Origin of the sequence: Streptomyces triticisoli, from assembly GCF_003270085.1 — a bacterium.
Classification (GTDB): domain Bacteria; phylum Actinomycetota; class Actinomycetes; order Streptomycetales; family Streptomycetaceae; genus Streptomyces; species Streptomyces triticisoli.
Genome location: NZ_QFDQ01000020.1, coordinates 32478 through 45351 on the forward strand (window position 1 = coordinate 32478; position 12874 = coordinate 45351).

Here is a 12874-nt window from a genome sequence, read left to right on the forward strand (position 1 = left end):
CGGCGGTGGTGTCCGGTCAGTAGCTGACGGTGGACGCGTCACCGGTGTCGGTGATGATCGCCAGGCCGGCGCTGGTCCCGAGCAGGGAGGCGCCCGCCCGCAGGAGCTCCAGGCCCTGGCTGTAGCTCTTGATCGAGCCGGACGCCTTCACCCGTACCCCTTCCCGCGCCCGGTCAACAAGGTAACGAACGCTGGTGGGATTCGCAGTCTCGATCTGGCCGCTGCTGGCGTTCTTCAGGAAGGACGCGCCCGCCTCCATGGCGAGTTCGACCGCGGCCTCCTTCTCGGCGTCGGTCAGCAGCGGCAGTTCCAGCATGACCTTGACGGGCAGGCCGGAGGCGCGCACGACGCCCGCGATGTCCTTACGGAAGTCGTCGTAGCGGCCGCTCTTGAGCCAGCCGACCTGCACGCCCATGTCGAGCTGGTTGGCGCCGAGGCGGGCGATCTCGGCGGCCTCGGCGACCTTCCCGGCACTGGTCATGACGCCGACGCTCGGGAAGTCCAGGGCGGAGGCCACCTCGACGCCGGTGCCCTTCAGCTCGGCGACGACGACCGGCAGCCAGGAGGCGGGGACCATCGCCGCGTTGAAGCCGTGGGTGACGGCCTCCTGGGCGTGGGCGATCATCTCGTCGCGCGTCGCATCCGGATCGATCTTGGTGTGCTGGATGAAGGGTGCCAACTCGGCCGGGGTGAGGTCGAGTTCGGCTGGATTGACGATGGTTTCGGACACGGGGTGATCTCCCTTGGGTGGGTGGCGGCAGGAGCCCGGCGGATCGGCCGCCGGGTCTTCTCCATGGGCTGCCGCCGCGAGTTGACGGTGCCGTCGGCGCCCGCGTGCGGGCCGGCGCGGCTCAGACCTTGGAGGCGTACTGCTCCGGGACGACGACGCCCTCGCCGCCGAACCAACGGGGCGCGTCGACGCCGCAGTAGAGGCCGATGTTGCCCCAGGGCTCGAAGGCTCCGGTGCGCACCACGGCCTTGGCCTCGCGGGCGAGGTCGCCGAGGACCTCGGCGTGCGGGCGGGTGGTGAACTCGGCGCCGGCGAAGCGCTCGTGCAGCCAGGAGTCGAGGCGGGGGTTGTGGCTCGGGACGTCCTCGGCGCGGACCACGCCCTCGACGACCAGTTCGTCGGCGATCAGGCCGAGGACGGTACGCAGGTCGGGCAGGTTCTCGGCGAGGGCCAGGTCGATACGATGCGCGTCGCGCGGCACGGGGAAGCCCGCGTCGACGACGAGGAGCAGGTCGGTGTGGCCGAGGGTGGCGAGGACTCCGCTGAGTTCGGCGTTGAGGATGCCGGAGCGCTTCATGGTGGGTTCCTTTCGGGTGGGGCCTCGGGGACCGGCGGGTCTGCGGGGCGGGCGGGTCAGGCCGCGGCCGGCGCCGCTCCGGTGGCGAGGGTCATCACGGATTCCTCGGTGGCGTCGGCGGAGTCGACGACGGCCACCAGGCGGCCTTCGCTCATCACCGCGATGCGGTCGGTCAGGGTGAGCAGTTCGGGCAGGTCGGAGGAGGAGCAGAGGATCGCCAGGCCCTTGTCGGCGAGCGCGGTGAGCTGGGCGTAGATCTCGGCCTTGGCGCCGATGTCCACGCCGCGGGTGGGCTCGTCGAGGATGAGCACGCCCGGGTTGATGGCGAGCCAGCGGCCGAGGACGGCCTTCTGCTGGTTGCCGCCGGACAGGCTGGTGATGGGCTGGGTCATGGTGGCGGTCTTGACCCGCAGCCGCTGGGCCTGTTCGGTGGCGGCCGCGTCGAAGGCGCGGCGGCGGATCAGGCCGAGCCGGCTGAACGCCTTCGTGGTGAGGGCGCCGACGTTCTCGCCGACGCTCATCGTGGTCAGCAGGCCCTGGGCGCGGCGCTCGCCGGGGACGAACGCCAGACGGCGTTCGACGCTGGCGATCGGGTTGCGCCGTTCGTAGGGCTCGCCGAGCAGTTCCACGGTGCCGCCGGTGCCGGAGTCCCCGCCGAAGAGGTTGTGGAGCAGTTCGACCCGGCCGGAGTCGGGGAGTCCGGCGACGCCGAGGATCTCTCCGGGGCGCAGGTCGAAGGAGACGTCCTGGTGGCGCTTGCCGCTCAGCCCGCGGACCTTGAGAGCCGGTTCCGCGGTGGGCGTGGCGGCGGCGACGGCGCGGCGGGTGAACTGGCCCAGTTCGCGGCCGACCATGGCGGCGACGGCCTGGTTGGGGGTCGTGTCCTCGCTGCGCCAGGAGGCGACGTGGTCGCCGTCGCGCAGGACCTGGATGTGGTCGGCCAGGCGGAAGACCTCCGGCATGCGGTGGGAGACGTAGAGCATGGTCGTCCCGGCGGCCTTGAGCTTGTCCATGAGGGCGAACAGGCGGTCGGCCTCGGCGGGGGTGAGCATCGCCGTGGGTTCGTCCAGGATCAGGACGCGGCAGCCCCGGGCGATGGAACGGGCCACCACGATGAGCTGCTGGGTGGCCAGGTCCAGGGTGCGGACGGAGGCGTTCGGGTCCAGGTGGAGGTCGAGTTCGGCGAGGAGTTCGGTGGTGCGCTCCAGCATGCGGCGCCGGGAGGGGAACCAGCGGTTGCCCGGTTCGACGCCGCTGAGCACGTTCTCGGCGACGGTGCGGTCGGGCAGCAGCGACAGTTCCTGAGGGACGATTGCCACGCCGTGCCGGCTGAGCATGGTGGCCGGTTCGAAGGAGGTGACCTCCTCGCCGAACACGGTGACGCTGCCCTCGCTGGGCGGCTGGAGACCGGCCAGGATCTTGAGCAGGGTCGACTTGCCGGCGCCGTTCTCCCCGAGGAGAGCCGTGATGTCGCCGGCGGGCACGTCGAAGGAGACGTCGTGCAGGGCGCGGACCGGCCCGAAGTTGCGGGTGAGGCCGCGGATCTGGACGGCCGGCCCGCCGGTGCCCGGGTCCGCGGTGCGGTCCGGGCCCCCGGGGGAGGCGTCGTGGGATGCGGGGGTCATCAGTCCTCCACGGCCGCGTCGGCGAGGTTGTCGCGGGTGACGAACTGGGCGCCGGTGTCCACGCCCTTGATCTCGGTGCCGTTGGCGAGGAAGTCGTGCAGCACCTTGACGGCCTGGTAGCCCTGCTCGGTCGGGTTCTGGCTGATGCTGAAGTTCAGGACGCCGCGCTCGATGTACTCGGCGGTCTGGGTGAGCAGGTCGAAGCCGCCCATGGTGATGTCGTCGGCCTTGCCGGACTGGGCCACCCACTTGGCGGCGGCCGTGGTGGAGCAGCAGTCGAGGCCGGCGACGGCGACCACGTCGGACTGGCCGGACATGGTGGACTCGACGGTGTTGTAGGCGCTGTTGGGCTCGTTGCCGACGTTGACCGGGCCGACGATCTTCAGTCCGCTGCCGTCCAGGCCCTCCTTGAAGCCGTTGAAGCGGTCGTGCGACCAGCCGGCGCCGGTGTCGACGGAGAAGACCACGACGGACTTGCCGTTGACGTCGCCCTTGAGGTCCTTGCGGAGCTGTTCGGCCTGGGCCTTGCCGGAGCCCTTGAGGTCCTGGCCGACGAAGCCCATCTGCTCGGAGTCGGGGTTGTCGGTGTTGAAGGAGATGATCGGGATGCCCGCCTTGTACGCCTGGCTGATGACGGGCTTGAGGGCGTCGCTGGAGGCGGAGGAGACGGCGAGGCCGTCCACCGCCTTCTGCTGGATGAGCGTCTGGATCTCGGAGACCTGCTTGGCGGCGTCACCGCCGGTGGGGCCGATGAGGGAGACGTCGGCGCCCAGCTCCTTGCCGGCCTTCTTCATACCGGCGCCGATCGGCGTGGCGAAGGCGAGGGACGGGTCGTGGTAGCTGAGCTTGATGCGCATCGGCTTGTCGTCGTCGATCCGCTGCTGGATGTACGAGGCGAGCTTGAAGGAGCCGTCGCCGGAGCCGCCGGAGCCGCCGTCGGCGGAAGTGACGGCGCCACAGGCGGTGAGGGAGAGGGCCGCCGCGGCGGCGGTGGCGGCGGCGAGGCTCCTGAGGAGGGTGCGCGGGGACATGGGGGCTCCTTCGTCGAGTCCGTGGGTCGGCAGGCGGGCGGGGGGAGAGAGAAAGGGTCGGTGGGGCGGCGGTGGCGGGGTGGTCCGAACCGCCGGCGGTGCCGGTGTGCGGACTTCCGCGGGGTGTACGCGGGTGCGAGGGCCGGGGGTACGGCGTTCCGCGAGGCGTACGGCGGGGTGCGGAGCGTGTGGGAGGTGCCGGGCGGCGTGGGTCAGGCGCGGGTCTTGCGCTTGCGCTGCCAGGTGTCGGCCGCGACGGCGGCGACGATGACGAGGCCGGTGACGACGGTCTGCCAGAAGGACGAGATGCCCTTGATGTTGAGGATGTTCTGGAGGAGGCCGATGAAGGCGACGCCGATGACGGTGCCCCACATCGTTCCGGAGCCGCCGAAGAGGGCGGCGCCGCCGATGATGACGGCCGAGATGACGGTGAGTTCCAGGCCCTGTCCGGTCACGCCCTGCACGTAGGAGAGGAAGGACAGGCCGAGGACGCCGGCGAGGCCCGCGGTGAAGCCGGAGAGGACGAAGGCGGTCAGCTTGACCCGCTTGACGTTGACGCCGACGAGCCGGGCGGCCTCCTGGTTGCCGCCGACCGCGTAGGTGTTGAAGCCGAAGCGGGAGCGGGCCAGCAGAACGACGCCGAGGGCGGCGACGGCGGTGAAGAAGACGAACTGCATGGGCACGAGGCCGAACAGCCGTCCCTGGCCGAGCAGGTTGAACTCGGCGACGCCGGGCTGGGAGGAGCTCAGCGAGATCGGGGCGCCGTCGGAGATGAGCAGGGCGATGCCGCGGAAGACGCTGAGCGTGCCGAGGGTGACGATGAAGGAGGGGACGCCGAGGACCACCACGGCCAGGCCGTTGAAGAGTCCGGCGAGGACGCCGACCGCGAGGCCGACGAACATGGCCGCGGGCCAGCTCCAGCCGTCCGATATGAGCATGCCGGTGGAGATCGCGGAGAGGGCGTAGGTGGAGCCGACCGAGAGGTCGATCTCCCCGTTGAGGATGACGAAGGTCACCCCGACGGCCATGATGCCGATCTGCGCGATCTGCTGGCCCACCGAGAGGAGGTTGTCGGACTGGGCGAAGGTCGGCGAGAGCACGGTGCCCAGGAGGAAGAGCAGGACGAGCGCGGCGAAGACGCCGGCCTCCCGCGCGTGCAGCAGTCTGCGCAGAGCGAGCGGGAACTGCCGGGGGTTCGTGTCGGACGACGGGGCCGCGGTGGCGGGCGGCTTGGTGGTGGTCGAGGTCACGAGGCGCTTCCAATCAGGGCGTTCAGCTGGGCTCTGGTGGGCAGGGCGGGGATGACGCCCGCGATCGACACGGTGTGCGAGCCCGCGACGGCGGCGAACTCCACGGCCCGGTCGACGGGCCGGCCCTCGGCCAGGGCGACGGCGAAGGCGGCGGTGAAGGAGTCCCCGGCGCCCGTGGTGTCCACGACCGTCCGGGCCGGGTGCGGGGGCACCGTGGTGATGCCGGTGTCCTGGGCGACCAGCGCGCCCTCGCCGCCTCGGGTGATGACGACGGTGCCGCCGGTGCGCTCGTGCAGCGCGCGGGCCAGGTCCTCGTCGCCGAGCCCGTGTCCCTCGTCGAGGCCGAGGAGGACGGGGGCCTCCGTCTGGTTGGGCGTGAGCACGTCGATGAGGGGCCAGCACGCGTCGGGCAGCGGCCGGGCGGGGGCCGGGTTCAGCAGGGTGCGGGTGCCGCTCTCGCGTCCGGCGCGGAGGGCGGCGACGACGGCTTCCTCGGGGATCTCCATGGAGACGACGAGGATGTCGGCGGAGGCGATCTCGGCGCGGAAGGCGTCGACGGCGGCGGCGTCCAGCTCGTCCAGGGCGCCGGGGGCGATGGCGATGCGGTTCTCCCCGGACGGCTCGACCAGGATGAAACCGACCATGGTGGGCGCCCCGGCGGTGACCACGTGTTCGGCGCTCACCCCTTCGCGCCGCCACAGCTCGCGCGCGGAGCGGCCGAACTCGTCGTCGCCGACAGCGGTGAGGAGCGTGACCTCGGCGCCCAGCCGGGCAGCGCCGACGGCCTGGTTGCTGCCCTTCCCGCCGGCACCCGAGTCGAAGAGGCCACCCGAGACGGTCTCACCGGCTGCGGGCGCCTTGGGGACCCGCATGGTGAGGCCGGCTCCATAACTTCCGACAACCGCGATCTTCATCGACACACCACTTTGTGTATGGACAACCATGAACAAGCAAGATCGTAGGTATAGGGATGTCCATAGTCAATGGTCGGGCACACAGCGAATGTCGAACATGGGGCACCCGGTTCCCGGGGCCCCTCCCCGCCCCCTCGGGCACACGAAAGGCCGGGCCGACGGACGACCCGGCCTCTCACTGCGGCGGGTGGAACAGCGGCCGGCAGGAGCGTGCCTGCCGAGGGGGTGCCCCTATCCGTTTCGTCAACCCCGCCAGGGTCGGTCGACAGGGATTGGTCCTGGTTTTCGGGAACGTCCCGCGAAGCGGGACGTTCCCGGCGGATCGGGTGCGTGGTGGGCGGCCCGGTGGCCGGCAGGGCTGGACTGGCCGCGCCGGTGCGCGGACGTGATGAGGCCTGGAGGGCAGCAGCGGTGGAGTCGTCAGGCCGCGAGGCCGACGTCGCCGTGGGCGCGCGGTCCGTAGAGGGCGCCGGTGCGGATCATCGCGTGGATGACGTTCACGCGTTGCCGGGCCAGGCGGAGGATGACCTGGGTCCAGGCCGTCTCGTAACGATTGCCGAACTTGTCCGCCTCGCCGCCCGGCCGGGGCACCAAGGTGCCTCCTCCGCCGCACACCGATGCGGCTTCTGTCACGTCTCCGTGCGCACGCATTCCCAACCGTCGGCGCGGCAGGCGCACAACCCTCTCTTTCACGCCCTTGACCAGCAGGTTTCGGATACAGAGGAAACGACTGTCAGCGGCAGGCGCTCACGCCATCGGCCCGTGTGGATCTCACACGGCAGAGCCAAGAGGGAATCACGCGCATGAGCACCGCCCACACCGAAGCGGATGCTCGATTTCACATCTGCCTCGCGGAGGAGGATCCGTCGCGGCTGCGACGGGAGGTCGAACAGTTCCTCGCCATCCTCGTCGACTTCGATGCATGGGCGGCACGTGAAATCCCGCGTCAGCCGTCCGCCGCCGGCATCGACAAGGGCGGGCCGGTTACGGACCTGATCAGCCCGGCGTTCAGCATCGGCTCCCGGTTGCCGCCGGAATCCAGATCCGGGACTGGCCAGTGTGCCGGTGGAAGAACTTGCTGAAGTGGGTGGGGCCGGGGAAGTCGAGCCGGTCGGCGATACGGGCGACGACCTCGGCCGCAGCGTCTCGGCCACCCGCTTCACCGCGCCCGTCCCGCCCCTGATAGCCGCCCGTGTCCGCGTACTACCCCACCTGAAAGCCCGTCAGGACGAGCGTCATTTCAGCGTCAGGACTTCCAGGACGCCCCATCTGCAGACCAGGCAACAATCAGCCACCGCGCCGGAAAAGCCCAGACCAGGGTCCATGGGGCCAAGCCATCACGCCTCGAACTGTTTCCACCGGGGAAGGACGTCGAATTCATCCCCCGCTTCCACAAAACCGCAGGTCAACGACCCTTCTCAGTAGGCTCAAGGATCGCGACGCACTCCACATGATGCGTCATCGGGAACAGGTCGAAGGCCCGCAGTGTCCGTACCCGGTAGCCGCCCTCGCGGAAGTACGCCAGGTCGCGGGCGAGGGCCGCCGGGTCGCAGGCGACGTAGGCGATCCGGCGGGCGCCCAGGGACGACAGGTGGGCCACCGTCGTGCGGCCCGCGCCCGCGCGGGGCGGGTCGAGGACGATCAGATCGACCTCGGTGATGCCGGTGCGCGGGAGGACGGACTCGACCTTGCCCTGTTCGATGCGGACGCGGGGGAAGCCGGCGAGGTTGTGCCGGGCGTCCTCGACCGCGCGCTTGCCGGACTCGACCCCGAGGACCGCGCCCTTGTCGCCGACGCGGTCGGCCAGGGCTCCGGCGAAGAGGCCGACGCCGCAGTAGAGGTCCAGAGCCATGTCGCCCTTGCGGGGAAGGAGGCCCTGCATGACCGCCGTGACCAGGGTCTCCGCCGCCATGGGGTGGACCTGCCAGAAGCCGCCGGCGCCGACGCGGTGGGTGCGGCCGTCGGCGCGTTCGCGGACGAAGGGGCGGCCGTGGACGCGGTGGACGCCGCCGGTCTTCTCGTCGACCCGGAGGACGGAGACCGGACGGTCCAGCTCGACCAGCGGGAGGCGGGCGCCGGGGCGCGGGGTCAGGATCACCTGGCGGTCCTGCGAGCCCGTCGCCGCTATCGCCTCGACCGACTCCATGCCGGTCCAGTCGCGTCGCTCGATGCCCAGTTCACTCACCCCGGGAGCCGCGATCATGCAGTGCTCGATCGGCTCGACCTCGTGCGAGCGGTGGCGGCGCAGGCCGGCCTTGCCCGTGGCCGGGTCGACCGCGTACTGCACGCGTGTGCGCCACTGCGGGACCTCGCCCGCGGGCAGCTTGTCGCCCTCGGCCGGCATCACCGTGCCGTCCCAGCCGGCCTCCTCGGGAGTGAGGCCCGCGAGCCGCTTCAGCTGCTCGGCGATCACCTCGCCCTTGAGCCGCCGCTGGGCGCCCGGCTTGGCGTGCTGCCAGTCGCAGCCGCCGCAGCGGCCGGGGCCGGCGTAGGGGCAGGGGGCCTCGACGCGGTCCTTGGAGGCGTCGAGGATCCGTACCGCGTCCGCGCGCAGGAAACGGGCGCCCTCCTCGCCCTCCGTCACCCGCGCCACGACCCGCTCACCGGGCAGCGCGTGCCGTACGAACAGCACCTGGCCCTCGGAGGTGCGGGCGATGCAGTGGCCGCCGTGGGCGACGGGGCCGATCTCGACCTCGTACTCCTGTCCCACCAGCGCGCCCTTCTCCGGCCCCACCTGCGAGTTCTTCGGTTCTGCCTGCATGGTGGGGTGACTCCAGATCCAGAAAGGGGAACGGCCGGACAACAGCCCACCAGTCTACGTGAGAGCTCCGTCAGCGCTTCGCCGCCGGTGGCTCCTTCGACTCCTTCGCCTCCTTCGCCCGGTCCTGGGCCGGGCCCCGCCGTACCGCACCCGGCGCGTTCCACTCCTGGCGCCTGCGGGCGCGCAGCTTGGCGGCCTCGGAGGAGGCGAGCTGGTAGGGCACCGAGGTCACCATCACGCCCGGCGTGAACAGCAGCCGGCCCTTCAGGCGCAGCGCGCTCTGGTTGTGCAGCAGGTGCTCGTACCAGTGGCCGACGACGTACTCGGGGATGATCACCGAGACGGCGTCCCGCGGGGACTCCTTGCGCAGGCTCTTGACGTACTCGATGACCGGCCGGGTGACCTCGCGGTAGGGCGAGTCGAGCACCTTCAGGGGTACGTCGATGTTGCGCTGCTCCCACTCCTCGCGCAGCGCCCTGCTCTCGGCCGGGTCGACGTTGACGGTGAGCGCCTCCAGGGTGTCCGAGCGCATCAGCTTGGCGTAGGCCAGTGCGCGCAGGGCGGGGCGGTGGATCTTGGAGACGAGGACGACGGAGTGGACGCGGGAGGGACGGACCACGTCGTCGCTCGGGCCCTCGGGGGCGGCGATCTCCTCGGAGACACGGTCGTAGTGCCTGCGGATCGCGGTCATCGTCACGAAGAAGAGGCACATGCCGAGCACGGCCACCCAGGCGCCGTGCATGAACTTGGTGACGAGGACGACGACCAGCACCAGGCCGGTGAGGAAGGCGCCGAAGGTGTTGATGGCGCGGGAGCGGATCATGTGGCGGCGCCTGGCCGCGTCCCGCTCGGTGGCCAGGTGCCGGTTCCAGTGCCTGACCATGCCGATCTGGCTGAGGGTGAAGGACACGAACACGCCGACGATGTACAGCTGGATCAGCCGGGTCGTGTCGGCGCCGTAGACGACGACCAGCAGCGCGGCGGCGCCCGCGAGCAGCACGATGCCGTTGGAGAAGGCGAGGCGGTCGCCGCGGGTGTGCAGCTGGCGGGGCAGGTAGCGGTCCTGGGCGAGGATCGAGCCGAGCACCGGGAAGCCGTTGTAGGCGGTGTTCGCCGCGAGGAAGAGGACCAGGGCCGTGGCCGCGGCGAGTACGACGAACAGGAAGCTGTTCCGGCCGAACACCGCCTCGGCGACCTGGGAGATCACCGGGTCCTGGACGTAGTCCGGGCCGACCGGGACGCCCTTGTGGAGCAGGTCGGTGGCCGGGGTCTCGGCCATACGGACCTTGGTCGACATGGCGAGGGTGATGATGCCGCAGAACATCGTCACGGCCAGCAGGCCCATCATCGCCAGCGTGTTCGCCGCGTTCCTCGACTTGGGCCTGCGGAAGGCCGGCACGCCGTTGGAGATCGCCTCGACTCCGGTGAGCGCGGCACAGCCGGAGGAGAAGGCGCGCAGCAGCAGGAAGACGAGGGCGAAGCCGGCGAGTCCCTGCTGCTCGGCCTTGATCTCGAAGTCGGCCGTCGGCGCCCGCATGGTGTCGCCGAGCACCAGTCCGCGGAAAGCGCCCCAGGCGAACATGAGGAATACGCCCGTGACGAAGACGTACGTCGGGACGGCGAAGAGCTTGCCCGACTCCCTCACTCCGCGCAGGTTCATCAGCGTCAGCAGCACGATCACGGCGACCGCGCAGAGCACCTTGTGCTCGACGACGAAGGGGATCGCGGAGCCCAGGTTCTCGATGCCGGAGGAGATGGAGACCGCGACGGTCATGACGTAGTCGACCAGGAGCGCGCTGGCGACCGTCAGACCCGCCTTGGGGCCCAGGTTGGTGCCGGTCACCTCGTAGTCGCCGCCGCCGCTCGGGTAGGCGTGCACGTTCTGCCGGTAGGAGGCGACCACGGTGAACAGCAGCACGGCGACCGCGACCGCGATCCAGGGGCTGAAGTGGTACGCCGACAGGCCCGCGATGGACAGGACCAGCAGGACCTCCCCCGGCGCGTACGCCACGGAGGACAGCGGGTCGGAGGCGAAGACGGGGAGTGCGATCCGCTTCGGCAGAAGCGTCTCGCTCAGCCGGTCACTGCGCAGTGCGCGCCCGATCAGAATGCGTTTGGGCACGTCGGTCAGTTTGGACACAACAGAGGATCGTAAGCCTTCCGGCCCCCGATGGCCCACCTTCCCCGTGCTCGAACGCGTTCGTGCGGGGGCACCCCTGCCCGGGCTCTGCCTCACGGGTGAAATCCGGGGTTCAAGGCCCGGGGATCGGGCAGGCGGGAGGGTGCGCCGTGCCTAGATGTCCGGACCTCGTTCCTCGCCGAACCCCGGAGGTCCCATGCCCCCGACCGCGGAGCTGATCGGTGCCGCCGCCGCGTTGCTCGGCCTCGGACTCCTGACCCTGTGCAGCGTGCGCAGCATCATCCGGCGCAGGCCGTTCGAGACCGAGTGACCAAGCGAGAGACCGGGTGAGAAGCCGGGTGGGAGACCGGGTGCCGGGAACCGCCCGGCACGCGGCAGGGGGTGCCCGCCCCGCACGGTGCGTGTGTAGCTTGTCCCCTGTCTGAGACCCTGATGGGGCTGAGCAGTGGCCATTGACACCGGAAGGACGGTCGTGCACATCGTCATCATGGGCTGCGGGCGAGTGGGCTCCGCTCTCGCCCAGACCCTGGAGCAACAGGGGCACACGGTCGCGGTGATCGACCGGGACCCCACCGCCTTCCGTCGGCTGGGCCCCGGGTTCGGCGGCCGCCGGGTCACCGGGATCGGCTTCGACCAGGACACGCTGCGCGAGGCGGGCGTCGAGGAGGCCGGTGCCTTCGCGGCCGTCTCCAGCGGCGACAACTCGAACATCATCTCCGCGCGCGTGGCCCGCGAGATGTTCGGCGTGCAGAACGTCGTGGCCCGTATCTACGACCCCCGCCGCGCCGAGGTGTACCAGCGCCTGGGCATCCCGACCGTGGCCACGGTCCGCTGGACGGCCGACCAGATGCTGCGCCGGCTGCTGCCCTCGGGCGCGGAGCCGCTGTGGCGCGACCCGACCGGAGGCGTCCAGCTCGCCGAGGTGCACGCCTCCACCAGGTGGGTGGGCCACAGGATCAGCCGGCTGCAGGAGGAGACGGGCGTCCGGGTGGCGTTCCTGACCCGCCTCGGCGAGGCCATCCTGCCGTCCTCGCAGACGGTGCTGCAGGAGGGCGACCTCGTGCACGTGATGATGCGGACGGACGACGTGGAGAAGGTCGAGGCGGCGTTCGCCGAGGGTCCCGAAGAGGAGGGCGGTCACTGATGAGGGTCGCCATTGCCGGTGCCGGCGCGGTCGGCCGCTCGATCGCGAGCGAGCTGCTGGAGAACGGCCACGAGGTCCTTCTGATCGACAAGGCGCCGACCGCGATCTCGGTCGAGCGCGTCCCGCAGGCGGAGTGGCTGCTCGCCGACGCCTGCGAGATCACCTCGCTGGACGAGGCGGCGCTGCAGCGCTGCAACGTGGTGATCGCCGCGACGGGTGACGACAAGGTGAACCTGGTCGTCTCCCTGCTGGCGAAGACGGAGTACGGCGTGCCGCGGGTGGTGGCCCGCGTGAACAACCCGAAGAACGAGTGGCTGTTCAACGAGGCGTGGGGCGTGGACGTCTCCGTGTCCACCCCGCGTCTGATGTCCGCGCTGGTGGAGGAGGCGGTCAGCGTGGGCGACCTGGTCCGTCTGCTGCGCTTCAGCCACGGCGACGCCAACCTGGTGGAGCTGACCCTGCCGGAGGAGTCGGCGCTGGCCGGCACCCAGGTCGGCGATGTCGAGTGGCCGGAGGACACCGCGCTGGTCACCATCATCCGGGGCGCCCGGGTGCTCACCCCGTCCGGGGAGGACTCCCTGGAGGTGGGTGACGAGCTGCTGTTCGTGGCCGCGCAGGCGCGTGAGGGGCAGCTGGAGGACCTGCTGTCGGTGCGCCGGAAGGACTGACGGGGCTGACGGGTGGACAGCGGTGAGGGGCGCC

General features: G+C 70.9%; 12 protein-coding genes. 3 read left to right on the forward strand and 9 right to left on the reverse strand.

What is annotated here, in order from left to right:
- Positions 1-16 precede the first annotated feature (16 nt).
- The 7 genes from deoC to DEP02_RS33245 form a co-directional block, all read right to left on the reverse strand.
- Positions 17-730 carry a deoxyribose-phosphate aldolase gene (deoC, locus tag DEP02_RS04130; RefSeq protein ID WP_112465948.1) on the reverse strand — a complete coding sequence of 238 codons (714 nt, stop codon included), beginning with the start codon at positions 728-730 and terminating at the stop codon, positions 17-19.
- A 121-nt stretch (positions 731-851) separates the two neighbouring features.
- Positions 852-1307, reverse strand: a complete 456-nt coding sequence (rbsD, locus tag DEP02_RS04135) for a D-ribose pyranase (RefSeq protein WP_030225626.1) — start codon at positions 1305-1307, stop codon at positions 852-854.
- 56 nt (positions 1308-1363) lie between these two features.
- Positions 1364-2932 (reverse strand): sugar ABC transporter ATP-binding protein, encoded by a 1569-nt coding sequence (locus DEP02_RS04140; protein WP_112465949.1) that lies wholly within the window; start codon positions 2930-2932, stop codon positions 1364-1366.
- Positions 2932-3963, reverse strand: coding sequence for a sugar ABC transporter substrate-binding protein (locus tag DEP02_RS04145; protein WP_112465950.1), 1032 nt, complete (start codon positions 3961-3963; stop codon positions 2932-2934). The genes DEP02_RS04140 and DEP02_RS04145 overlap by 1 nt, the downstream gene beginning before the upstream one ends.
- Before the next feature lie 212 nt (positions 3964-4175).
- Positions 4176-5213, reverse strand: a complete 1038-nt coding sequence (locus tag DEP02_RS04150; protein WP_112465951.1) for an ABC transporter permease — start codon at positions 5211-5213, stop codon at positions 4176-4178.
- Positions 5210-6127 carry a ribokinase gene (locus DEP02_RS04155; protein ID WP_112465952.1) on the reverse strand — a complete coding sequence of 306 codons (918 nt, stop codon included), beginning with the start codon at positions 6125-6127 and terminating at the stop codon, positions 5210-5212. The genes DEP02_RS04150 and DEP02_RS04155 overlap by 4 nt, the downstream gene beginning before the upstream one ends.
- Before the next feature lie 420 nt (positions 6128-6547).
- A complete protein-coding gene (locus DEP02_RS33245; protein WP_232838954.1) occupies positions 6548-6760 on the reverse strand; it encodes a hypothetical protein in 213 nt (70 codons plus the stop codon).
- Positions 6761-6930: 170 nt separating this feature from the next.
- On the opposite strand from DEP02_RS33245, the gene DEP02_RS04160 reads away from it, so the two are divergent.
- On the forward strand, positions 6931-7209 hold the full coding sequence (locus DEP02_RS04160; RefSeq protein ID WP_112465953.1) for a hypothetical protein: 279 nt from the start codon (positions 6931-6933) through the stop codon (positions 7207-7209).
- A 323-nt stretch (positions 7210-7532) separates the two neighbouring features.
- On the opposite strand, the gene DEP02_RS04165 is transcribed toward DEP02_RS04160, so the two are convergent.
- Both DEP02_RS04165 and DEP02_RS04170 read right to left on the reverse strand, forming a co-directional pair.
- Positions 7533-8888: a class I SAM-dependent RNA methyltransferase gene (locus DEP02_RS04165; protein WP_112465954.1), complete on the reverse strand. Its 1356-nt coding sequence runs from the start codon at positions 8886-8888 to the stop codon at positions 7533-7535.
- 70 nt (positions 8889-8958) lie between these two features.
- Positions 8959-11028: an APC family permease gene (locus DEP02_RS04170; protein WP_112465955.1), complete on the reverse strand. Its 2070-nt coding sequence runs from the start codon at positions 11026-11028 to the stop codon at positions 8959-8961.
- A 472-nt stretch (positions 11029-11500) separates the two neighbouring features.
- On the opposite strand from DEP02_RS04170, the gene DEP02_RS04175 reads away from it, so the two are divergent.
- Together DEP02_RS04175 and DEP02_RS04180 are read left to right on the forward strand one after the other, a co-directional pair.
- Positions 11501-12172, forward strand: coding sequence for a potassium channel family protein (locus tag DEP02_RS04175; protein ID WP_112465956.1), 672 nt, complete (start codon positions 11501-11503; stop codon positions 12170-12172).
- Positions 12172-12840, forward strand: a complete 669-nt coding sequence (locus DEP02_RS04180) for a potassium channel family protein (protein WP_112465957.1) — start codon at positions 12172-12174, stop codon at positions 12838-12840. The genes DEP02_RS04175 and DEP02_RS04180 overlap by 1 nt, the downstream gene beginning before the upstream one ends.
- Positions 12841-12874 lie beyond the last annotated feature (34 nt).

What these genes read in the sequence shown, in the direction of transcription:
- rbsD (WP_030225626.1), bottom strand. Translation starts at nt 1,307, where the DNA reads ATGAAGCGCTCCGGCATCCTCAACGCCGAACTCAGCGGAGTCCTCGCC.
- DEP02_RS04140 (WP_112465949.1), bottom strand. Translation starts at nt 2,932, where the DNA reads ATGACCCCCGCATCCCACGACGCCTCCCCCGGGGGCCCGGACCGCACC.
- DEP02_RS04145 (WP_112465950.1), bottom strand. Translation starts at nt 3,963, where the DNA reads ATGTCCCCGCGCACCCTCCTCAGGAGCCTCGCCGCCGCCACCGCCGCC.
- DEP02_RS04155 (WP_112465952.1), bottom strand. Translation starts at nt 6,127, where the DNA reads ATGAAGATCGCGGTTGTCGGAAGTTATGGAGCCGGCCTCACCATGCGG.
- DEP02_RS04160 (WP_112465953.1), top strand. Translation starts at nt 6,931, where the DNA reads ATGAGCACCGCCCACACCGAAGCGGATGCTCGATTTCACATCTGCCTC.
- DEP02_RS04165 (WP_112465954.1), bottom strand. Translation starts at nt 8,888, where the DNA reads ATGCAGGCAGAACCGAAGAACTCGCAGGTGGGGCCGGAGAAGGGCGCG.
- DEP02_RS04180 (WP_112465957.1), top strand. Translation starts at nt 12,172, where the DNA reads ATGAGGGTCGCCATTGCCGGTGCCGGCGCGGTCGGCCGCTCGATCGCG.